Here is a 19,891-nt window from a genome sequence, read left to right as displayed (position 1 = left end):
GGATGTCGCGTACCAAGGAGTCGAGTCATGGACAAGCCGTCGACCGACGCGAGGCCGTCGCAGGAGTTGCAGCGGCGGCTGGGCGTGCCCGACGCGGTGGTGGTCGGCCTCGGGTCGATGATCGGGGCGGGCATCTTCGCCGCCCTCGCCCCGGCAGCACGGGCCGCGGGTACCGGTCTGCTGCTCGGCCTCGCCCTCGCCGCCGTGATCGCCTACTGCAACGCGACGTCCTCCGCACGCCTTGCTGCCCGCTACCCGGCGTCCGGAGGCACCTACGTCTATGGCCGTGAGCGCCTGGGCGACTTCTGGGGATACCTCGCGGGCTGGTCCTTCGTCGTCGGCAAGACCGCTTCCTGCGCGGCGATGGCGCTGACGGTGGGCTCCTACGTCTGGCCCGGCCAGGCACACGCGGTCGCGGTCGCGGCAGTGGTGGCCCTGACCGCGGTCAACTACGCAGGGGTGCAGAAGTCGGCCTGGCTGACGCGGGCGATCGTCGCGATCGTCCTGGCGGTCCTGGTCGCCGTGGCCATCGCCGCCCTCACCTCCGGGCAGGCGGATGCCGCCCGCATCGAGCTCGGCTCGGACGCGACGTTCGGCGGGGTGCTCCAGGCCGCGGGGCTGCTGTTCTTCGCCTTCGCGGGCTACGCGCGCATCGCCACCCTCGGTGAGGAGGTCCGCGACCCGGCGCGCACGATCCCGCGGGCCATCCCGCTCGCCCTCGGCATCGCCCTGGTCGTCTACGCCGTCATCGCGGTCACCGCCCTGACCGTGCTCGGCCCGGAGCAACTGGCGGACGCGGGCGCACCTTTGTCGGACGCCGTACGCGCCGCGGGGGCGGACTGGCTGGCCCCGGTCGTCCGCGTCGGCGCGGCCGTCGCCGCGCTCGGCTCGCTCCTGGCGCTGATCCTCGGCATCTCCCGCACCACCCTTGCGATGGCCCGCGACCGGCACCTGCCGCACGCCCTGGCCGCCGTGCACCCGAAGTTCAAGGTGCCCCACCGCGCCGAGCTGGTCGTCGGCGCGGTCGTGGCCGTGCTCGCGGCGACGACCGACGTGCGCGGCGCGATCGGGTTCTCCTCCTTCGGCGTGCTGGCCTACTACGCCGTCGCCAACGCCTCCGCCTGGACCCTCACTCCGGCCGAGGGGCGCCCTGCCCGGATCATTCCGGTCGTAGGCCTGACCGGCTGTCTGGTCCTGGCCTTCGCTCTTCCCGCCGCCTCGGTGATCTCCGGAGCCGCTGTGCTGACCGCGGGCGTGGCCGCCTACGGCATCCGCCGCACGCTCACCGCCCGCCGGGAGCCGTAGCGGCCAGGCCCGTCAGGCTGCCGGTCCTGGCCCGTCGGAGACGCCATCGCCCAGAACCTCGCGGGCCAGTTCCTTCAGAGCCCGGCGGTCATCGGCCAGGGCCTGCTTGCCCGCCTCGGTTGCCCAGTACACCCGTCGGGTACGGCCGTCGACCACCCGCTGCTCGGAGACCAGCAGTCCGTCGGCCTCCAGCCGGTGGAGCGTCGGATACATGGTGCCGGGGCTGATCTGGTAGCCGTGGCCGGCCAGTTCCTGGGTCATCCAGGCGCCGTGGATCTCCTCCTGGGCGGCGTGATGGAGGATGTGCAGCCGTACGGCGCCCCGCTGGAATTCCCGCACTCCCGCCCACCTCCACACCGTCACGGTCATGGGTGACGGAACCGATATCGGATTCCGATTCTAGCTCCGCGCCTTCCGGTCGATTCGACGCATGATCCGTCGGAAGGAACCGGGCGGTGAGGCGCTCGAAAACCAGTGGAAGAGTGCCGCCGCGCGCCATTACCGTGCTGCCGAACCACGTCGTCTAGCCAAGGGCGTCCCGTTGTACACCGTGTGAGACCTCCCGAACGCTGATCTGTCGCGCGTCGCGCAGGTGCGCCGCGCTCCTTTTTGCTGCGGACTCTCACTGAAACCGGTGTACTTCGTGCTCAACGACTGGGCCGTCATGCCCACTTGTCTGCCGCTCGTCCTCCGACGTTGCCACGCGTGCGCGTCCGAACGCTTCCGGGCGAGCAACAAATTTCGCGTCAACGCCAACCACAAGCTGATCGATGCCTGGCTCCTCGTGCTCTGTACCGGCTGCGGGGAAACGGCGAAGCTCACGGTCCTGGAGCGGATGAACGTGCGCTCCGTACGACCTGAGCTCCTGGACCGACTGCATGACAACGACCCCGGCCTGACAGCCGAGTTGCTCCAGGACCCGGCCGTGCAGCGCCGCAATCGCACTGCCCTGGACTGGGACAACGCGTGGCGTCTCGACACCGGCGGATCGGATCACCTGGACCGAGAGGTGATCGACGTCTTGGTCCGCTTCGCGGCGCGGATCCCCGTCCGGCCGGTGCGGCTGATCGCTGAAGGGTGCGGCCTTTCGCGGGCCGAGGTCGAGAGACTGCTCAAAGAGGGGAAGCTCGTATCGGCAGTCCGGCTGAGCGGCAAGCTCTCCGGCGACTTCACCTTCACGCTCAAGCGCTGACCCGACCTCGTCACCAGGGGCCTGTCCGGCATGATCTGCCGGACAGGCGGGGTCAGGATTTGGCTGCGCTGCTCGTCGACGTCTTCTGCTCGTCGACGCACTTCGGGCAGCTCGGGTTGTGGCAGGGGCCTGACTTCCACTCAGGGACGTAAACCCCCATCGTCTTGTGTCGGGTGACCTCCGAGGTCACGGGGCTCTTGCAGGCGGGGCAGACATCTCCGGCCTGCGCTGTCTTCGCACGCTCGTCGCTGCTCATATCAACAGAATACGGTCATTTTGCGAAAAGATGGGGTCTACTTTGCAAAATGGGCTCCATTCAGGTGTCCTTCGGTGGGGCGTCCCGCCCCTCAGGGGTCTGAGGCGGGGGTGGTGCGTCGGTCGACCCCGCGGCGCCGGCCCCTTCCCGGTCGGCCGGCTGAGGGTGTCGAATGCTGAGTGCGACGGACGCGGCCAGGACCGTGACGATCACTGCCAGGCTCACCGGTGAAGGGATCTCCGGGATGCTGGTGCTGATCATCTTGTGGGAGGCCTGGAGGATCAGCTTGACGCCGATGAAGGACAGGATCAGGGCCAGGCCCTTGCTGAGGTAGTGGAACCGGTCGAGCAGACCGGCGAGCAGGAAGTAGAGGGCCCGAAGGCCCAGGATCGCGAACGCGTTGCTGGTGTAGACGATGAAGGCGTCGTCGCTGACCGCGAGGACGGCGGGCACACTGTCCACGGCGAAGATCAGGTCGGCTGCCTCGATCGCGGCGACGACCGCGAGCAGCGGGGTCGCGACCCGCTTTCCGGCCTCCTTGACGAAGAACTTCATCCCGGCGTACTCGTCCCGGACCGGCATCACCCTGCGCAGCATCCGTACGGCGAAGCTCTTGCCCGGGTCGAAGCTGTCCTCTTCCTCCTTGAGGATCTTGTACGTGCTGTAGAAGAGGACGGCCGCGAAGGCGAAGAGCACCGCCGTGAAGCGGCTGACCACAGCCACGCCGGCCGCCAGGAAGATGCCCCGGAAGACCAGCGCGCCCATGACGCCGAAGAACAGCACGCGGTGCTGGTAGGCGCGGGGCACCTTGAAGTAGGCGAAGATCAGCGCGAACACGAAGAGGTTGTCGACCGACAGGCTCTTCTCCAGCAGCCACGCGGTCGTGTACTCCACCCCTGGAGTCACCCCGAGGACCAGGAAGACGACCCCGCCGAAGATCAGGGCGAGGCTGATCCACACCGCGCTCCACGCGGCGGCTTCCTTGAACCCGATGACATGCGCTTCCCGGTGCGCCAGCAGGTCGACGGCCAGCGAGACGACCACGGTGACGGCGAACGCCAGCCACAGCCACAACGGCACATCCAGCACGGGGAACCCCCCTCACGCGTGCGGGGGCGAGAGCTTCCTTTGGGTCAATTCTGACCCAGTGGTTCCGGCTTGTCGTGTGCGCGGGTGTGGGTGCAGGCATGCGCCGCGCGTCGAGCTGGTAAAGAAAACTTTGATGGCAGTAATAATCATTGTGTCCAAACGAAGATCTTGTTAAGTTCCCGCCCATGACGACAGATCAGCCGGACGCCGGTTCCGGCGTCGGTGCCCGCCTGCGGAAACGCAGGAAGGCGCTCCACCTGACGCTCAAGGACGTGGCGGACCAGGCCGGCGTCACCGAGGGGTACCTCTCCCAGGTCGAGCGGGACCAGGTCAACGCGAGCGTGCGCACCCTTCAACGGCTGTGCGAAGTGCTGAAGCTCAACGTGGGGGACCTCTTCGACCACGGGGGGTCCACGGCCAGCCCGGTCCTGCGGTTCCGCGACGCCCGCGGCATGTCGTTCGGTGAAGGCGCCACGAAGATCAAGTTGACCCCGAGCTCCTTCGACCACCTCGAGGTGCTCCTCGGTCACTTCGAGCCGGGAGGTTCCACCGGCGTGGAGCCCTATACGCACGGCAGCTCCGAGGAGGTGCTCCTGGTGCTGTCCGGCGAGGTCGAGGTGTGGGTCCGCGATCAGCATCACCGATTGTCCGCCCTCGACTCGATCCACTACCTCAGCAGCGACCCCCACCGCGTCGCCGAGGTGACGGGCACGGAAGAGGCCCGCGTCCTGTGGACGATGGCGCCCCCCACCTACTGACGGCACCCCCTCCGCGCTGACGGCGCCCCCTGTTGGAGCTACTGATGATCCCGTACCGCAACGGCGAGATATCGCATTGGATGACGGCAGGCGACACCGCGGACAATGCGTCCGTCGACCCGTCGCAGCGCCGGTCGGCAGGCCTGCCCGACGACGAGCAGGACCTCGTCATCGTCGGCGGCGGCCTGACCGGACTCTGGGCCGCCTACCACGCCGCCGTGGACCGCCCCGCCGCCAAGGTCACCGTCCTGGAGGCCGAGCAGGTCGGATACGGCGCCTCCGGGCGCAACGGCGGCTGGCTCTCGCCGCTCATCCCGGGCAACCGGGCCGTGTACGCCAAGGCGGCGCGTAAACGAGGGCAGGACGGTGCCGCCGCGGTCGCCTCCTTCCAGCGGGAGATGGACCAGTCCATCGACGACACCCTGCGCATCCTCGACGAGGAGGGGATCCAGGCCGACCAGCACCGGGGCGGGCATCTGCGGGTGGCCACAACTCCTGCCGCGATGAAGCGACTTGAGCTGTCCCACGCCGCCGATCTCGCGAACGGATACCGTGCCGAGACTCTCGAACTCCTCGACGCCGACGCCGTCAGGAAGCGGATCGCCATCGGCCCGGCCCTGGGTGGTCTGCTCACCCGCTCCACGACCCGTGTCGACCCGGCCAAACTGGTCCGCGGTCTCGCGGCGGTCGTGGAGGCCAAGGGAGTGCGGATCCTCGAGCACACACGCGCCACGCGCATCGAGGCCGGCGCGGTCACCACCGCTCGCGGAACCGTACGGGCCAAGACCGTCCTCACCTGCCTGGAGGCCTACTCCGGACAGGTCGACAGCGACGCACGCGGCCTGGGCAAGCGCGACGTCATCCCCGTCAACTCCTCCATGGTCGTCACCAACCAGCTCCCCGAAAGCGTCTGGGAGCGCATCGGCTGGCAGGACCGGGAGTGTCTGGGCGACGCCGCGCACACCTTCGTCTACGCACAGCGCACCGCCGACGACCGCATCGCCATCGGCGGCCGTGGCACGCCCTACGCCTTCAACTCCGGCACTCCCGGCCAGGGGGCCGTCGATGCCCGTACCGTACGCACCCTGCGTGCACGGCTCGAACTCTTCTTCCCAGACGTGCAGTTCACCATCGAGCACGCCTGGCGGGGCGCCATCGGGGTGACCCGCGACTGGTGCGCCGGGGTCAGCTTCGACCCCGCCACGCGGATCGGAGTGGTGCGCGGCTTCGCGGGTCACGGAGTGACCGCGACCCACCTGGCGGCGCGCACCCTCCTCGACCGAGCCGCAGGGCAGGACACCCCGCTGACGCAACTGCCCTGGAACGACCACGACTCCGGACGCTGGGAACCCGAACCGCTGCGCTGGATCGGCGTCCACGCCATGTACCGGCTCTTCGGCGTCGCCGACCGATGGGAGGAGAACAGGCACTCCCAGGACACCTCCCTCATCGCACGATTCGGATCACGACTGGCAGGGCTGAGCGAATGAGAGCTACAACAGAGCAGGCGGCCACGGCAGTCGAGGGAGAAGCGACCGGGACTTCGGCCGCGCCCCCCGGAGGACCCGCCCGCCGCGGCCTGGTGAGCATGGCCTTCACCGAACTCTGGGAGCGCTACTCCTTCTACGGGCTGCAGGGCATCCTCTCGTTCTACCTCCTGTACGAACTCGCCGACGGCGGCCTCGCGATGGACCCGGCCGTCGCGGCGGGCATCGTCGGCGCCTACGGCGGGGCCGTCTACCTGTCCCAGATCCTCGGTGCCTGGCTCGGCGACCGGCTCGTCAGCCCGCAGAGCCTGGTGCTCTACGGCGCGGTCGTCATCACCGTGGGGCACGTGGTGCTCGCCTTCGCGCCCGGGGCGGCAGGCCTCGGTGTCGGCCTGGCGTGCATCGTCCTGGGCACCGGTGCGCTCAAGGTGAACATCACCTCGATCGTCGGCTTCGTCCTGGACCAGAACGAGGACGAGCGCTACCGGGACGCCGGCTTCACCTACTTCTACATGGCCATCAACATCGGCGCCGTGCTCGGACCGCTCACCACCGGCCTCGCCCAGAACGAACTCGGCTTCCACTACGGCTTCGGCCTCGCGGCCATCGGCATGACCGCGGCACTCGTCCAGTACGCCGTATCGATGAAGCGGCTACCCGAACGAGCCCGCACCGTGAACAACCCCCTTCCGGCGGCCCGTCGGCCGTTCGTCGCCCTGGTGGCTCTCGCCTGCGTCGTCGCCGTGATGGCCGCCGTCGCCGTCGGCTTGTTCCGTATCGAGAACCTGTCCACCGTGGTGACCATCGCCGCGCTGGTGGCCGCCGCCGTCTACTTCCTCACCATGACCACGTCGTCGGCCGTCTCCCGCGACGAGCGCCGACGCGTCCTCGGTTATCTCCCGCTCTTCCTCGCGTCCGGGGTCTACTTCGGCTTCCTTTTCCAGAAGTTCACCGCGATCTCGATCCTCATCACCGAGCGTATCGACCTGCACATCGGCGGCTGGACGTTCCCGGTCGCCTGGATCACGACCGTCAGCCCGCTGGCGGCCGTGCTCGTGACCCCGCTCATCGCACGGCTGTGGAGCACTCTGGGAGAGCGCCAACCCGGGCCGGTGACGAAGGTCGCCATCGGCCTGACCCAGATCGGCTGCGCCTACCTCTTCCTGCTCGTCATCTCCGAGGCCACGGGCAACGCCGAGATACCGCTGTTCCTCATCCTCCTGTTCATGATGGCGGCCGGTTCCTCCGAGGTCTTCATCGGCCCGATCGGCCTCTCACTCGCCACGAGGATCGGTCCGGAGAAGTTCCGCTCCCAGATGGTCGGACTGAACTTCCTCACGCTCGCCCTCGGTTCGTCCCTGGCTGGCCTCCTCGGCCAGCTGTTCACCGCGATCGACAACGCCTCCTACTTCACCATCACCGCGGTCTGCGGCATCGGCATCGGCCTGGCCCTGTTCGCCACGCGTCGACCGGTGAGCAGGCTGCTTGAGGCGGGACTCGAGCGTTGACGCCGCGGGTCTTGCCGAAACGTGGGGCTGAAAAGGTGCTTGCGAGGCAGTGATCAAGACAGGGTGGACGTCGGAATGACCGCGGGGCGCCGAGCTTGTGCTCACCATGGATCCGGAGATCGGAGAGGGTGTGCTGGGGCGGCCGGACGGCGTGGATGCCCTGAGGCTGCCGCGCACGTGGCGGACAAGGGCTGACCGGAGGCGGGGGATTCTGATGGAGATCGCGGCACTGGTGGTGTCGTTGCTGGCGTTCGGCATGTCGGGGCTGGTGTCGCTGCGTCAGCTGAGGCTTTCGCAGCAGGCCAACGCCCTGCCCGTGGTGGTGGACCTGTTCCGGGAGCACCGCAGCATCCGGCTTGGGCAGGCGCGGACTTTCGTGCACGAGGAACTGCCTGGCTATGACCTCTCCCTGGGCCTGGCCGGGCTTCCAGAGGAGGGGCGCGACCTGGTGCGTGAGCTGGGCTGGTACTACGACAACCTCGGCGCCCTTGTCGCCCACGGGGTGGTGGACATAGGTCCTGTCTCCGGCTACCTGGGCGGGTCGGTGCTCTCGGTGTGGGAGCACATGGAGCCACTGGTGCGAGCTGAGCGGTCCCGGCGTACGCAGAGTGCTCTGCCGGATCCCGACCGCTGGCAGGCGTACTTCGAGATCCTCTACCACCTGGTCCGCGAGACGCCCGCGGAACAGGCCCGGTCGCAAGCACCGCTGTGGCGGCCCTCAGCGTCGTGACCGTCGTGACCGCCGTGCCCGACTGCCCGGCGGTCGCCGCTGGATGGGGCGGATAGGACCGCCGGGTGTCCGGGCGGTCGTCAGGCGCGGCAGTGCAGCATCTCCAGCGGGGGATTGGCGTGGAAGTCCGACCAGTGGTCCGCGCCGAACTCGCGCACGCCGGCCTCCGACACCGTCAGGGGGGCCCAGGCCAAGTCGCTGAACCCGGCCGCATGGAGGCACTTCTCATAGACGTCGCGGCGCGGCAGGTTGGCGACGAACGAGACCGGTGCCGGGTCGAGCAGCGCCGTGGTCCTCACCTGCCGTCCCGTCTCGACCTCCTCGCCGGTGAGCACGCTGCGGAAGCCGTACTTGTCCGGGCCCGGTCCGTCGAAGCGGAAGTCAGGTGACTGATTGAGCAAGAACAGATCGCCGCCCGGCTTCATGTTCCGGTGGATGTTGCGGCACATGCGTTCCGTGGTCGCGATGTCCGGCGCGTAGTTGAGCAACTGGACGGCCAGCGTGATGTCGAAGCGCTCACCGAGCGGCCGCAGTTGGGCCACGTCACCGACCTCATAGCGCACACCCAGCGGATCGCGCTCCTCCAACTGCCGGGCCACAGAGACCATTTCGCCGGATATGTCGACGCCGAGGACATCGGTGGCGCCGCGCCGCTTGAACTCCCTGCTGTAGAAGCCGGTCCCGCAGGCCAGGTCGAGGATCGACTTGCCGCGCACGTCCCCGACCATGGCCAAGAAGCTGGGCACTATCGCGTACTGCTCCAGCGGCAGGGCCTTGAAGCCCTCGTAGGCCTCACCGATCATGTCGTACTGCTGCGAGCCCATGGTGCTGTCTCCTTCGGTACGCCCTTGGATGCCGCCCCCGTCGCCGGGGCATGCCGCGGCTCTTGGTTGGCAGTCTCTACGGGGGGCGGCGGACCTCCGTACTGGCAGAAGCCACGAAGATCGGGGCACCGTCCCGGCGCGGCGCACAAAGCCGCGGACGTGTCGGCGCGGCGTCTGCGGGTACCTGCTCCGGCCAGGAGCCGAACGGTCGACGAGGAGACAACGTGAGTGATCGGATACCGGCCGCCCCCGGCGAGGACGGCAGCACGCCCGTCCCCAGGGACCCGCCCGACCAGCAGGCGACGGACGGGCCGGACGCCTGGGACCTGGACGCGGGCAAGGCCGACGACGACAGCAGCGGCAACGCGGCCGAAGTACCCGACACGGACGAGGGAGGCACCGCGAGGCGCGGCGAATCCCGGGGCCTGGAGAGCCACCCCGAGAAGCCGGTGCCGGACGAGCCCTCCGGGTGAGGACGGCCCCGGTCAGTTGCCGGTGTTCGGACGGAGGATGACCGGCAGCTCCCGGTGTCCGTTGGAGATGAATGACTCCGCGGGGAGCAGGGTGGATGCCGGGACGGCGAGGGTGAGGTCCGGGAAGCGGGTGAACAGCGCCCGGAGCGCGGTCTCGGCCTCCATCCGGGCCAGGGCGGCGCCGAGGCAGACGTGCACGCCGTGGCCGAAGGCGAGATGGGTCTTGCTGGCCCGGGTCAGGTTGAAGGACTCGGCGCTCGGGCCGTGCAGGTCGGGGTGGCGGCCCGCTGCCGCGTAGGAGGCGAGGATCGCCTCGCCCGCACGGATCGTGAGTCCCTGAGCCAGCGGAATGTCCTCGACCGCGTACCGCATCGGCAGGTGCGCGACCGGTGCCTCGTAGCGCAGCGTCTCCTCGACGACGTCCGTCCACGCGCTCTTGCCCTCGCGGACGAGCGCGAGCTGTTCGGGGTGGGTGAGCAGCGCGGCGATGGCCTGGTCGAGGAGGTTGACGGTGGTCTCGTAGCCCGCGCTGATCACGAGGAGGAGCGTGTCGAGGAGTTCCTGCTCGGTCAGCGTGGAGCCGTCGTCGTCCCGGGCGGCGATGAGTACGGAGGTCATGTCATCGCCGGGCTCCGCGCGCTTGGCCGCGACCAGGTCGGCCATGATCGCGTACACCTCCTGGGTGTTCGCGGCGGCCTCGTCGAGGCTGAGTGTGGTGTCGAAGATGGCGTCGACGGTACGGCGAAAGCCGGTCTTGGAGTGGTCGGGGAGCCCCATGAGTTCGCTGATGACCCGGATGGGCAGCGGATAGGCGAACCGCTCGCGAAGGTCGATGGGTTCTGCGGCAGAAGCGTTGGCGAGCTCGTGCTCGAACTCGTCGAGCAGCGCGTGGGAGATCTCCTCGATGCGCGGCTGCAGGCCGGCGATACGGCGCGACGTGAAGGCCGGGCTGACCAGCCGCCGCAGCCGCCGGTGGTCGCTGCCGAAGGCGGTGAACATGTTGTCGACGGCCACCCACAGCGCGAGCGGCCACACGCCGACGATCTTGTCCGGGAACATCGGCCAGTGCTGCCGCGGATCTTTGGAGACCCGTGGGTCGGTGAGGAGTTGCTTGAGCAGAGCCGGGTCGGACACCGCCCACGCGTCGACGCCCAGGACGTCGACGCGCGCAGCCGGACCGCGCGAGCGCAGTTCGGCATCCTCGGAGTGCCGGTCGCTGCCGGCGGCGTCCAGGACAAGGGGCGGTGACTGGTGCATGCGATGGCTCCTCGGGAAAGGGGAACAGGCCACGCGGTGTGGTGGGACCGCGGGCTCCAACTAGGACGGCACGTCCAGGAGTTGTCAGTGGCCGCTGGTGGCACCGGCGCCATCGGAGGTGCAGACGGCGGAGGAAAGACTAATTGGCCGACGGCGGCTCGGTGAAGGGCACTTGGTGGAGCGCCGGTGGAGCGCTCCGGGAATTGGTGTGCTCTTTACAGTCGGGCCGGAAGGGGCGCGGCTGACCGATGATGGCCAGGGCCAAGGGGGTTATGTGCCGGTGGAGGCCATCACGCCGATGAGGACTGGCTGTTGACCATCAGCCCGCTGATGAGATCACGAGCGAGGCTCGCTGCCTGGTCCCGGGCGTGGTCGGGATCGTCGGACTCCGAGATCGTCAGGGAGAGTTCGGTGAAGGCGCCGTAGAGCGCTCTGGCGATCAGATCGGTCGGGTGGGGCCGGATGAGGCCGGCGTCGCGGGCGGTGTTCACGATGTCGAGGACCAGGCCGCCGAGATGACGCTGGTCCAGCTCGCGCCAGCGCTGCCAGCCCAGGGCGATGGGGCCCTGCTGGAGCACGACGTGCCGGTAGGCGTGTTCGGTGCACACGTCGAGGAACTCGTCGACGGCGCGGTCGGCGCCCTCGCGCGCGTCCGGGAACGAGGCGATCGCCGCCTCGATGCGTTCGGTGGCCTGGCGCTCGAGTTCCTCGAAGACGGCCTCGAAGAGTCCGGGCTTGCCGTTGAAGTGGTGGTAGAGCGCGCCGCGGGTCAGCCCGGCGGAGCGCACGAGTTCTTCCGCGGATACGTTCGCGTAGTCCCGCTCGGTGAAGAGGCGCAGGCCGGTCTCGAGCAGGGTCCGGCGGGTGTTCTCCGCGTACCTCTCACGCAGCGTATCCATGCGGCATGGATATCACATACGCTGTGTATGTCAGATTCACTCTGCATGTGAGGTGAGGGTGATGGATAAGTCGGTGGACGTCGTGATCGTCGGGGCCGGGGTGGCCGGCCTGGTGGCCGCCCGCGACCTGTCGCAGAACGGTGCGGACGTACTGGTCATCGAGGCACGCGACCGCGTGGGCGGCCGCCTTTTGAACAGTGAGCTGCCCGGCGGCGCGCCCATCGAGGCGGGCGGACAGTGGGTCGGTCCGGGACAGGACCAAGTCCTGGCGCTGATCAAGGAGTTGGGGCTGCGCACCTACCCCACCCATGTCGACGGCGAGCACATCGCCGAGTTCGGTTCGTCCCGGTCGCAGTACACGGGCCGGATCCCGCAGTCGAACCCCATCGTCCTGGCCGACATCGGGCAGGTCCAGTACCGCCTGGACCGGATCGCACGCCAAGTCGCCGCGAGCGATCCGTGGCTGGCGGCGGGCGCCGAGGAGCTGGACGCCCAGACGTTCGACACCTGGCTGCGCAAGACCGCGCACACCGAGAACGGCCGCGCGTTCTTCCGGATGGTGACCGAGGCGGTGTTCTCCACCGGGCCTCAGGACATGTCCGCGCTCTGGGCCGCCTTCTACATCGGGTCGGCCGGCGGCCTCGACATGCTGATCAACACCGTCGGCGGCGCGCAGCAGGACCGCGTGATCGGCGGGACACAGCGCATCGCACTGGAGATGGCGAAGCAACTCGGCGACCGGGTCGTCCTCGACGCGCCGGTCACTGACATCGACTGGAACGACTCGGGCGTCCGCGTCGCCACACGCCACGGCCTGACCGTGCGCGCCCGCCGGGCCGTGGTCGCGGTGCCGCCTCCGCTCGCCGCACGCATCCGGTACTCCCCGGGCCTGCCCGGCGACCGAGACCAGCTCGTCCAGCGCATGCCGATGGGCCGGGTGATCAAAATCAACGTCGCCTACGACGAGCCTTTCTGGCGTCAGGCAGGCCTCAGCGGCACGGCCAACAGCACCCACCGTCCCTTTGCCACAGTCTTCGACAACACACCCCATGACGGCTCGCCCGGCGTGCTCGTCGGCTTCCTCGAAGGCCGCCACGCGGACGCCGGAGCACGCATGGACCCCGACGAGCGGCGCGCCCACGTGATCAACGACCTCGTCGGCTACTTCGGCCCCCGCGCACGCGACCCCATCGCCTACCTCGAACGTGACTGGGCGGAGGAGGAGTACAGCCGCGGCTGCTACGGCGCATTCGCCGTTCCCGGCACCCTCACCCGCTTCGGCCCGGCTCTGCGCAGGCCGGTCGGCCCCCTGCACTGGGCGGGCACCGAGACCGCCACCAAATGGGCCGGCTACATCGATGGAGCCGCCGGTTCCGGCCACCGAGTCGCCGCCGAAATCCTCCCCAGGCTGACCTGATTTCGGCCTGCCTCCCCAGAAGGGTGGGTGCTCGTTCGGCGTAAGCGGCGGTGCGTCACCCTGGCGCACCACACGCGCCTCTGTGAGCTGCGACGTTCAAGCAAGCGTCTGCTCATGCCCTGGGGATGCGGAGACATGTGCGCCTGCACCGTGTCGCCGGTGCGGATTGTGTCGGGGCTACGGCGGTTTGTTGGCGGTGCCTCCCGTGCCGCGGCCGCTCCTTTTGGAGGAAGTCCTGATGCGTTCGCTGAAGATAGCCACCGGCACTGTCCTTGCGGGCACCGCTCTGCTGATCGCCGCGCCGACGGCCGCGCAGGCAGCCGTACCGATGGCGCCCTCCTCGTGTGAGGAGGCCCAGTCGCAGGCCGTCGAGGCCGAGGACGACTACGAGGCCGCCAAGAAGCAGTACGAAGCCGGCGACACCTCGCTCAAGCAGCAGGTCGCCGAGGCCGAGCAGAACGCCAACTCCCTCGCCTCCGAAGCCCAGCGCATCTGCGGCGACACGGTCATGAACCCCACAGCGCCCGCCACCAAGAAGCCCAGTGGTGCCATGCACACCGGCACCGGCTCCACCAGCACCGACCCGGCGGCCGTGCCTGCCCTCGCCGCCGCCGGCGGACTCGCGGTCGTCGCCGCCGCAGGCATTGTCCTGCGCCGCCGCGCTAGCAGCCGCCAGCACTGACGGTCGCGTACCCGTAAGCCGCCCTGCCGGGATCCACTGGCGTGGCAGGGCGGCTCACTTCCTGCTGGAGGAGGGCTGCTCATGGCTGGTTGCGACTGCGTGCGGCCCTCCCTTGCCGGGCGGGCGTTCAGAAGTCTGACCCTGCTCACGGCGGCCACGGTGGCCTTCGCGTTCGCGGTGACGGAACAGCCCGGCGGCCCACCGCAGCCCAGCGCCGCCGCCCAGAACGCGGGTTCGGGCACGACGCACACGGAAGCTGCCGCGCCCCTGTCGCCCTCCCCGCCGCGGCGGGTCGGTATCCCGGAGATTCGCGTGGACGCGCCGCTGATGGACCTGGCCCTGGAGGACGGCGGCCGACTGGCCTCGCCGCCCGAGAACGACAAGAACCTCGCGGGGTGGTGGGCAGGCGGCCCCACCCCCGGAGAGCAGGGCACCGCTGTCATCGCGGGCCACGTCGACGTCCCCGCCGGCCCCGCGGTGTTCTACAACCTTGGCGCCCTGAAAGCCGGCCTGAGCGTCAACATCAGCCGCGCCGACGGGTCGACGGCCCGCTTCACCATCGACAGCGTCGACGTCTACGACGCCGACGACTTCCCCGACGACAAGGTCTACGCCGACACGGGCCGCCCCGAACTGCGCCTGATCACCTGCGGCGGCGGCTTCGACAGACAACGCCAGCAGTACGAGGGCAACGTCGTCGTCACGGCCCACCTGACGAACAAGTAGCGGCTTCGGTCCAGGCCCCTCCGACGAGGTGGACTCGGCCGGCGGGTTCGCGGCCCGGGTGAGAGCCGGCTGACCGACGATGCGGACCCCGCGAAGACGACCGACGCCATGCGCTGTACATGACGCCATGCGCTGTACATATCGATGGCCCGTGGACAGCGATCATGTGCTCGGCGGGATCGCACAGCGGCACGGCTTGGACGGTGGGCCAGACCGAACCGGCATGATTGGATCGAGCTCCAGCAGCTCTCGATTTCTGCTGCGCCCAGCCCCGCGGCCCGCTCAGCGTTAGCGTTGGGTCCCATGATCGTATGGCTCAACGGCACCCACGGCGCGGGCAAGACGACGACCAGTGCACTCGTGCAGCAGCTGATCCCGGATTCGCGGGTGTTCGACGCCGAGAAGGTCGGCGAGACACTCATGGACATCACTCCGGGGCTGCCCGGGACGGACAACTTCCAGCACTGGCCGCCCTGGCGTCCGCTCGTGGTCGAGACGGCCCACCGCGTGCTCGACTACACCGGCGGCACGCTGGTGATGCCCATGACTGTCCTGGTCGAGCAGTACTGGCGTGAGATCAGCACGGGCCTCGCCCAACATGCCATTCCCGTACGGCACTTCGTCCTCCACGCCGACCAGGACGCCCTCCGTGGGCGCATCGAGGGGGACACTGTTCTTGGGCCCTCACCGTTCCGTCTCAAGTACCTCGAGCCCTACGCCGAGGCCGCCCGCACATGGCTGCACGACGAGGCCGAGGTCGTCGACACCACACACCTCACGCCCGCCCAGGCCGCCCTGCAGATCGCAGAGGCCGTCAAGAGTTGATGTGCGAGCAGGCAAAAACCGTTGCGGAATCTCGGTGGCTTCCGGCTGGGAGAGGTGACATGGTCGCCCGATGCCGGTCGATCCGCATCTCCTCGCCGTGTTCGCGCTGAGCACCATCGTGGCCCTGGTCACGCCGGGGCCCGACATGTTGTTCGTACTCGGGTGCGGTGTGCGCGGAGGAGTCCGCGCCGGGCTGCTGGCCACAGTGGGCGTGATCACCGGGGACGCCCTGTACATCGCCGCGGCGGCCGGAGGACTCGCCGCGCTGCTGACGGCGTTCCCTGTGGTGTTCACGGTGCTGAGGGTCGCGGGTGCCGCGTACCTGATCTTTCTCGGCGTCCAGATGATCCGTAAGCGCAAGAGCAGTCAGGCTGCGGGCCCCGGCAGCGGCGGCATGTCGGGGCGGCGAGCCTTCCTCAACGGTGTGGTGTCCTCCATGGCCAACCCGCAGACGTTCGCCTTCATGGTTGCCTTCCTTCCCCAGTTCATCGAGCCCACGGCGGGGCCGGTCTGGCTGCAGTTCGCCGTCCTCGGCGGGGTCCTGATCGTCCTGGAGTTCCTGGCCGACGGGACGGTCGGTGTCCTGGCGGGGCGGATCGGCGCCTGGCTGCGCGGCCGTGACGCCGTGCGCCGCCGGATGGACGCGGCGACCGGCAGCGTGTTCATCGGCCTGGGCGTCACCCTCGCCGCCGAACGCTGAGCTCGTCCCCCTGGCGATCCCGGCAAGGGGGCGGATCATTCGACGCGGGTGCGCGGTCGGTCAGGCGAGCCCCGTGCCGCGCAGCAGGAGCAGCGTCACGTCCACCACCGCCACGGCCACGGCTGCCGCGAACGCCGTCCGTTCCCAACGGCGTCCCAGCACCGTCCCCGCCGCCGCGATCACGCAGGCCAGCGCGAGCGCCGTGATGCCCCAGCTGCCGGGAGGCCCGGCGGGGCCCAGCACCAGAACCGCGGACGCCAGCACCAGCGGAACCGGCAGCAGCATACGTGCGCCGTCCGGGCCCAGGCGGTGCGGCCATCCGCGTACGCCCGTCGACAGGTCCCCGTGGATGTCCGGGAGTACGTCTCCCAGGTGGGCGCCGATCCCCAGGAGCGCTCCGGCGGCGACGACCCACCAGGCGGGCCAAGCGTGTCCGGGCAGCCCCAGCGTCACGAACGCCGGGAGCACGGCGAAGCCCACCGCGTACGGTGCCCAGGACCAAGCGGTGGCCTTGAGGCGCACGTTGTACGCCCATGCCGCGGCCACCCCGGTCAGGTGAACGGCGCCCGCCCACAGACCGCACGCGAGTGAGAGCGGTACGCACAGCGCCAGTGCGGCGTACGCGGCCACCCACACCTGCGTGACACCGACCGTGCCGTCGACGACGGGTTTGCCGCGGCGGCCCGCGGCGGTGTCCCGGCGTGCGTCGAAGGCGTCGTTGCACCAGCCGACGGACAGTTGCCCGGTCAGTACGGCGGTAGCGGTCAGTACGGAGCGCCCGGCGCTCTGGCCGGCGGTCACGGCCAGAGCGGTGGTCAGGGCGGTGACCGCCACGACGGGCCCGGGGTGACATGAGCCGGCCAGTCCACCGATCCGGGCGGCCCAACTCGTGGCCGCATCTGAGGCCGTCGACTGCTCGGGAGTGCCCACGCGGCCGATCGTAGGTGGCCCGCCCCGCGGGCCGGGCCACGCCACCAGGGCTAACGGCCGGACGGGCGATCCCTGGTGCGGATGGGCCCGACCGGGGAACAGGTGCAGAGCAACGCTCCAGTCGGTACACCGGACGGGAATCACATGACGCGGATCGCCGCCGTTCGCGGTGCCCTCGCACCGTACCGTCACGCCCAGACCGAGATCACCGACATAGTGGCCCGCACCTGTCTGCCCGAGGGCACCGACCGCCGCGTCCTGGACCGTCTGCACCGCAGTGCTTCGGTCCGTTCACGGCACATGACCCTGCCGCTGGAACGGTATGCGGAGCTGGACGGATTCGGTTCCGCCAACGACGTCTTCATCAGCGCTGCCCCGGGCCTGGGTGCCGAAGCCGTCCGAGGCGCACTGCACATGGCGGGTCTGACCGCGGCCGACGTGGACCTGCTGATCTTCACGTCCGTCACCGGTATCGCCACCCCCTCGATCGACGCACGGCTGGCCGCCAGGCTCGGACTGCGGGCGGATGTCACCCGGCTGCCGTTGTTCGGCCTGGGCTGTGCGGGTGGCGCCGCCGGACTGGCTCGGATGCACGACTACCTGCTGGGTCGGCCCGACAACGTGGCCGTCCTGCTGTCCGTGGAGCTGTGCTCGCTCACCTTCCAGCGCAACGACGCGTCCATGGCCAACTTGGTCGCCACGGGTCTGTTCGGCGACGGTGCCGCGGCGGTCGTCGCGTGCGGCGCGGACCGCCGGGGCGGGAGTGCCGGTCCGACGATCGTGGACACCCGCAGCCGCCTGTATCCGGACACCGGGCGCGTCATGGGCTGGGACATCAAGGACTCCGGCTTTCAGGTCGTCCTCGATCCGAGTGTCCCCGATGTGGTGCGCCGTCACCTCGCCGACGATGTCGAGGGGTTCCTCGGCGATCACGGCCTGAAGCCGAAGGACGTGACCGCCTGGGTGTGCCATCCCGGCGGCCCCAAGGTCCTGCATGCCGTCACCGAGGCGCTGGCGCTGCCCGGTGAGGCGCTCGACGTGACCTGGCGGCATCTGGCCGACGTGGGCAACCTGTCCTCGGCATCGGTGCTCCACGTACTGCGCGACACCCTGGCCGAACGCCGCCCGCCGCCGGGCACGCCGGGGGTGCTCCTGGCGATGGGACCCGGCTTCGCCTGCGAACTGGTCCTGCTGCGTTGGTAGTTCGGAAGGGCAAAGGGCGAAGGGCGAAGGGTAAAGGACACAGGACGCATGATCTGGTACGGACTGCTGGTGACCGCCGTCGCCGCCGAGCGCGTCGCCGAACTCGTCGTCGCCCGCCGCAACGAGCGGTGGAGCATCGCCCGCGGGGGGACCATGACCGGGCAGGGCCACTACCCGGTCATGGTCGCCCTCCACACCGGCCTGCTGGTCGCCTGCCCACTCGAGGTGTGGCTGGCCGACCGGCCCTTCGTGCCCGCTCTGGCCTGGCCGATGCTGATCGTGCTCGCGGCATCCCAGGCGCTGCGGTGGTGGTGCATCCACACCCTGGGGCCCCGCTGGAACACCCGCGTGATCGTCGTGCCGGGCCTTCCGCTGGTGACGCGGGGCCCCTACCGGTGGCGGTGGCTGCGCCATCCCAACTATGTGGCCGTCGTCGCCGAGGGCGTGGCTCTGCCCTTGGTGCACACCGCATGGGTCACCGGGGCCGTGTTCACGGTCCTCAACGCGGCCCTGCTCACGGTGCGCATCCGCTGCGAGAACCGGGCGCTGGCTGCCCCGGCCACGACGACCACGTCCGTTCCGGCGTGATCGACGTACTGGTGGCCGGCGGTGGACCCGCCGGTCTGGCCGCCGCGATCCGCGCCGCGCTCCACGGACTTGAGGCCGTGGTCGTCGAACCCCGGGCCGGGCCGGTGGACAAGGCCTGCGGAGAAGGGGTCATGCCCGGCGGCGTCGCCGCGCTGCGCGCACTGGGAGTCGAGGTCACCGGCCGCGAACTGCGGGGCATCCGCTACGTCGACGGCGCCACCCGCGCCGAAGCGTCCTTCCGCGGTCGCGGCGGGCTGGGAATCCGTCGTACGACACTGCACCACGCACTGCACCTGCGCGCCCAGGAGTTGGGCGTACGGATGCTGCGGGGCAAGGTCGGCGAGGTGCACCAGAGCGCGGACACGGTCAACGCCGCTGGAATCACCGCCCGTTGGATGATCGCCGCCGACGGACTGCACTCCCCGGTGCGCCGGAGCCTCGGGCTTGAACTGCCGGGCCGCCCGCACGGCCGCTACGGACTGCGCCGGCACTACCGCGTCGAGCCGTGGACGGACTTCGTTGAGGTCCACTGGTCCCGGTACGGCGAGGCCTATGTGACACCGGTCGGTGACGACCTGGTCGGTGTCGCCGTCCTCAGCCGCATCCGCCGCGGGTTCGACGGACACCTGGCCGCCTTCCCGGCGCTCGCGGCGTCGCTGCGCGGCCCGGCCGCGACCGACGTGCGCGGAGCCGGACCACTGCGGCAGCGAGTACGGTGCCGGGTCGCCGGGCGCGTCCTGCTCGTCGGCGACGCCGCGGGCTATATGGACGCGCTCACCGGTGAGGGCATCGCCCTTGGCCTGGCGACGGCCGAGGCAGCCGTCCACGCCCTGGCCGCCGGGCGGCCGCAGGAGTACGAGCGCGCCTGGACCCTGCTGACCCGACGCCACCGGCTGCTGACCGGAGCCCTGCTGGCCGCGAGCCGCCGCCCAGGCACCGCCCGACTCATCGTCCCCGCAGCCGCCCGGTTGCCTCCGGTGTTCTCGGCCACGGTCCACGCACTGCAGTAGCGGCCTGTGATCACGGCGGGCACGCTCCTTGG

At 69.8% G+C, this 19,891-nt stretch carries 21 protein-coding genes; 15 read left to right on the top strand and 6 right to left on the bottom strand.

All coding sequences use genetic code 11. The features are described 5' to 3' along the window. The first annotated feature begins 27 nt into the window (after positions 1-27). Positions 28-1,305 (top strand): APC family permease, encoded by a 1,278-nt coding sequence (locus AC5P1C_RS10330; protein ID WP_493865419.1) that lies wholly within the window; start codon positions 28-30, stop codon positions 1,303-1,305. 12 nt (positions 1,306-1,317) lie between these two features. Here AC5P1C_RS10330 and AC5P1C_RS10325 read toward each other — a convergent pair whose 3' ends face one another. After that, complete coding sequence (locus tag AC5P1C_RS10325; RefSeq protein WP_493865418.1) at positions 1,318-1,644, bottom strand: Rv3488 family transcriptional regulator; 327 nt, start codon at positions 1,642-1,644, stop codon at positions 1,318-1,320. A 304-nt stretch (positions 1,645-1,948) separates the two neighbouring features. On the opposite strand from AC5P1C_RS10325, the gene AC5P1C_RS10320 reads away from it, so the two are divergent. After that, positions 1,949-2,497, top strand: a complete 549-nt coding sequence (locus AC5P1C_RS10320; RefSeq protein ID WP_493865705.1) for a DUF1062 domain-containing protein — start codon at positions 1,949-1,951, stop codon at positions 2,495-2,497. A gap of 316 nt (positions 2,498-2,813) precedes the next feature. Here the strand turns inward: AC5P1C_RS10320 and AC5P1C_RS10315 are convergent, their stop codons facing one another. Further along, complete coding sequence (locus AC5P1C_RS10315) at positions 2,814-3,842, bottom strand: TerC family protein (protein ID WP_493865417.1); 1,029 nt, start codon at positions 3,840-3,842, stop codon at positions 2,814-2,816. A gap of 185 nt (positions 3,843-4,027) precedes the next feature. Here AC5P1C_RS10315 and AC5P1C_RS10310 point away from each other — a divergent pair, with 185 nt between their 5' ends. The 4 genes from AC5P1C_RS10310 to AC5P1C_RS10295 all read left to right on the top strand — a co-directional run bounded on the left by AC5P1C_RS10310 (position 4,028) and on the right by AC5P1C_RS10295 (position 8,325). Then, on the top strand, positions 4,028-4,600 hold the full coding sequence (locus AC5P1C_RS10310) for a helix-turn-helix domain-containing protein (RefSeq protein ID WP_493865416.1): 573 nt from the start codon (positions 4,028-4,030) through the stop codon (positions 4,598-4,600). 44 nt (positions 4,601-4,644) lie between these two features. Continuing rightward, entirely contained in the window at positions 4,645-6,090 is a 1,446-nt protein-coding gene (locus AC5P1C_RS10305) for an NAD(P)/FAD-dependent oxidoreductase (RefSeq protein ID WP_493865415.1), read from the top strand. A gap of 98 nt (positions 6,091-6,188) precedes the next feature. Next, positions 6,189-7,595 (top strand): peptide MFS transporter, encoded by a 1,407-nt coding sequence (locus AC5P1C_RS10300; protein WP_493865414.1) that lies wholly within the window; start codon positions 6,189-6,191, stop codon positions 7,593-7,595. A gap of 214 nt (positions 7,596-7,809) precedes the next feature. Beyond that, complete coding sequence (locus tag AC5P1C_RS10295; protein ID WP_493865413.1) at positions 7,810-8,325, top strand: DUF4760 domain-containing protein; 516 nt, start codon at positions 7,810-7,812, stop codon at positions 8,323-8,325. Between the two features lie 80 nt (positions 8,326-8,405). Here the strand turns inward: AC5P1C_RS10295 and AC5P1C_RS10290 are convergent, their stop codons facing one another. Beyond that, positions 8,406-9,149 (bottom strand): class I SAM-dependent methyltransferase, encoded by a 744-nt coding sequence (locus AC5P1C_RS10290; RefSeq protein WP_493865412.1) that lies wholly within the window; start codon positions 9,147-9,149, stop codon positions 8,406-8,408. Positions 9,150-9,373: 224 nt separating this feature from the next. Between AC5P1C_RS10290 and AC5P1C_RS10285 the strand changes: the two genes are divergently transcribed. Beyond that, complete coding sequence (locus tag AC5P1C_RS10285; RefSeq protein WP_493865411.1) at positions 9,374-9,622, top strand: hypothetical protein; 249 nt, start codon at positions 9,374-9,376, stop codon at positions 9,620-9,622. Between the two features lie 12 nt (positions 9,623-9,634). On the opposite strand, the gene AC5P1C_RS10280 is transcribed toward AC5P1C_RS10285, so the two are convergent. Continuing rightward, positions 9,635-10,879 carry a cytochrome P450 family protein gene (locus AC5P1C_RS10280; RefSeq protein WP_493865410.1) on the bottom strand — a complete coding sequence of 415 codons (1,245 nt, stop codon included), beginning with the start codon at positions 10,877-10,879 and terminating at the stop codon, positions 9,635-9,637. Between the two features lie 290 nt (positions 10,880-11,169). After that, complete coding sequence (locus AC5P1C_RS10275) at positions 11,170-11,778, bottom strand: TetR/AcrR family transcriptional regulator (RefSeq protein WP_493865409.1); 609 nt, start codon at positions 11,776-11,778, stop codon at positions 11,170-11,172. Between the two features lie 61 nt (positions 11,779-11,839). On the opposite strand from AC5P1C_RS10275, the gene AC5P1C_RS10270 reads away from it, so the two are divergent. The 5 genes from AC5P1C_RS10270 (at position 11,840) to AC5P1C_RS10250 (ending at position 16,128) form a co-directional block, all read left to right on the top strand. After that, positions 11,840-13,195, top strand: coding sequence for a flavin monoamine oxidase family protein (locus tag AC5P1C_RS10270; protein ID WP_493865408.1), 1,356 nt, complete (start codon positions 11,840-11,842; stop codon positions 13,193-13,195). A gap of 238 nt (positions 13,196-13,433) precedes the next feature. Then, positions 13,434-13,877 (top strand): GVDTG sorting domain-containing protein, encoded by a 444-nt coding sequence (locus AC5P1C_RS10265; protein WP_493865407.1) that lies wholly within the window; start codon positions 13,434-13,436, stop codon positions 13,875-13,877. A gap of 81 nt (positions 13,878-13,958) precedes the next feature. After that, positions 13,959-14,603, top strand: a complete 645-nt coding sequence (locus AC5P1C_RS10260) for a class F sortase (protein ID WP_493865406.1) — start codon at positions 13,959-13,961, stop codon at positions 14,601-14,603. Positions 14,604-14,906: 303 nt separating this feature from the next. Then, a complete protein-coding gene (locus AC5P1C_RS10255; RefSeq protein ID WP_493865405.1) occupies positions 14,907-15,428 on the top strand; it encodes an ATP-binding protein in 522 nt (173 codons plus the stop codon). A 70-nt stretch (positions 15,429-15,498) separates the two neighbouring features. Next, on the top strand, positions 15,499-16,128 hold the full coding sequence (locus tag AC5P1C_RS10250) for a LysE family translocator (RefSeq protein ID WP_493865404.1): 630 nt from the start codon (positions 15,499-15,501) through the stop codon (positions 16,126-16,128). Positions 16,129-16,188: 60 nt separating this feature from the next. Here AC5P1C_RS10250 and AC5P1C_RS10245 read toward each other — a convergent pair whose 3' ends face one another. Next, positions 16,189-17,058: a UbiA family prenyltransferase gene (locus AC5P1C_RS10245; RefSeq protein ID WP_493865403.1), complete on the bottom strand. Its 870-nt coding sequence runs from the start codon at positions 17,056-17,058 to the stop codon at positions 16,189-16,191. A 144-nt stretch (positions 17,059-17,202) separates the two neighbouring features. Between AC5P1C_RS10245 and AC5P1C_RS10240 the strand changes: the two genes are divergently transcribed. The 3 genes from AC5P1C_RS10240 to AC5P1C_RS10230 are packed head-to-tail and all read left to right on the top strand — an operon-like array spanning position 17,203 to position 19,859. Further along, entirely contained in the window at positions 17,203-18,261 is a 1,059-nt protein-coding gene (locus AC5P1C_RS10240) for a type III polyketide synthase (protein ID WP_493865402.1), read from the top strand. 48 nt (positions 18,262-18,309) lie between these two features. After that, positions 18,310-18,849 (top strand): isoprenylcysteine carboxyl methyltransferase family protein, encoded by a 540-nt coding sequence (locus AC5P1C_RS10235; protein ID WP_493865401.1) that lies wholly within the window; start codon positions 18,310-18,312, stop codon positions 18,847-18,849. Then, positions 18,846-19,859: an NAD(P)/FAD-dependent oxidoreductase gene (locus AC5P1C_RS10230; protein WP_493865400.1), complete on the top strand. Its 1,014-nt coding sequence runs from the start codon at positions 18,846-18,848 to the stop codon at positions 19,857-19,859. The genes AC5P1C_RS10235 and AC5P1C_RS10230 overlap by 4 nt, the downstream gene beginning before the upstream one ends. Positions 19,860-19,891 lie beyond the last annotated feature (32 nt).

It is taken from the genome of Streptomyces sp. A18 (assembly GCF_059026065.1).
Note: the sequence above shows the minus strand (reverse complement) of the source record. Positions and strands in the feature narration are given on the sequence as shown.

Bases quoted from the DNA above. Each gene is read 5' to 3' on its own strand.
- AC5P1C_RS10260 (WP_493865406.1), top strand. From the start codon at position 13,959: ATGGCTGGTTGCGACTGCGTGCGGCCCTCCCTTGCCGGGCGGGCGTTC.
- AC5P1C_RS10250 (WP_493865404.1), top strand. From the start codon at position 15,499: ATGCCGGTCGATCCGCATCTCCTCGCCGTGTTCGCGCTGAGCACCATC.
- AC5P1C_RS10330 (WP_493865419.1), top strand. From the start codon at position 28: ATGGACAAGCCGTCGACCGACGCGAGGCCGTCGCAGGAGTTGCAGCGG.
- AC5P1C_RS10240 (WP_493865402.1), top strand. From the start codon at position 17,203: ATGACGCGGATCGCCGCCGTTCGCGGTGCCCTCGCACCGTACCGTCAC.
- AC5P1C_RS10265 (WP_493865407.1), top strand. From the start codon at position 13,434: ATGCGTTCGCTGAAGATAGCCACCGGCACTGTCCTTGCGGGCACCGCT.
- AC5P1C_RS10310 (WP_493865416.1), top strand. From the start codon at position 4,028: ATGACGACAGATCAGCCGGACGCCGGTTCCGGCGTCGGTGCCCGCCTG.
- AC5P1C_RS10255 (WP_493865405.1), top strand. From the start codon at position 14,907: ATGATCGTATGGCTCAACGGCACCCACGGCGCGGGCAAGACGACGACC.
- AC5P1C_RS10305 (WP_493865415.1), top strand. From the start codon at position 4,645: ATGATCCCGTACCGCAACGGCGAGATATCGCATTGGATGACGGCAGGC.
- AC5P1C_RS10300 (WP_493865414.1), top strand. From the start codon at position 6,189: ATGGCCTTCACCGAACTCTGGGAGCGCTACTCCTTCTACGGGCTGCAG.
- AC5P1C_RS10270 (WP_493865408.1), top strand. From the start codon at position 11,840: ATGGATAAGTCGGTGGACGTCGTGATCGTCGGGGCCGGGGTGGCCGGC.
- AC5P1C_RS10235 (WP_493865401.1), top strand. From the start codon at position 18,310: ATGATCTGGTACGGACTGCTGGTGACCGCCGTCGCCGCCGAGCGCGTC.
- AC5P1C_RS10295 (WP_493865413.1), top strand. From the start codon at position 7,810: ATGGAGATCGCGGCACTGGTGGTGTCGTTGCTGGCGTTCGGCATGTCG.
- AC5P1C_RS10290 (WP_493865412.1), bottom strand. From the start codon at position 9,149: ATGGGCTCGCAGCAGTACGACATGATCGGTGAGGCCTACGAGGGCTTC.
- AC5P1C_RS10280 (WP_493865410.1), bottom strand. From the start codon at position 10,879: ATGCACCAGTCACCGCCCCTTGTCCTGGACGCCGCCGGCAGCGACCGG.
- AC5P1C_RS10275 (WP_493865409.1), bottom strand. From the start codon at position 11,778: ATGGATACGCTGCGTGAGAGGTACGCGGAGAACACCCGCCGGACCCTG.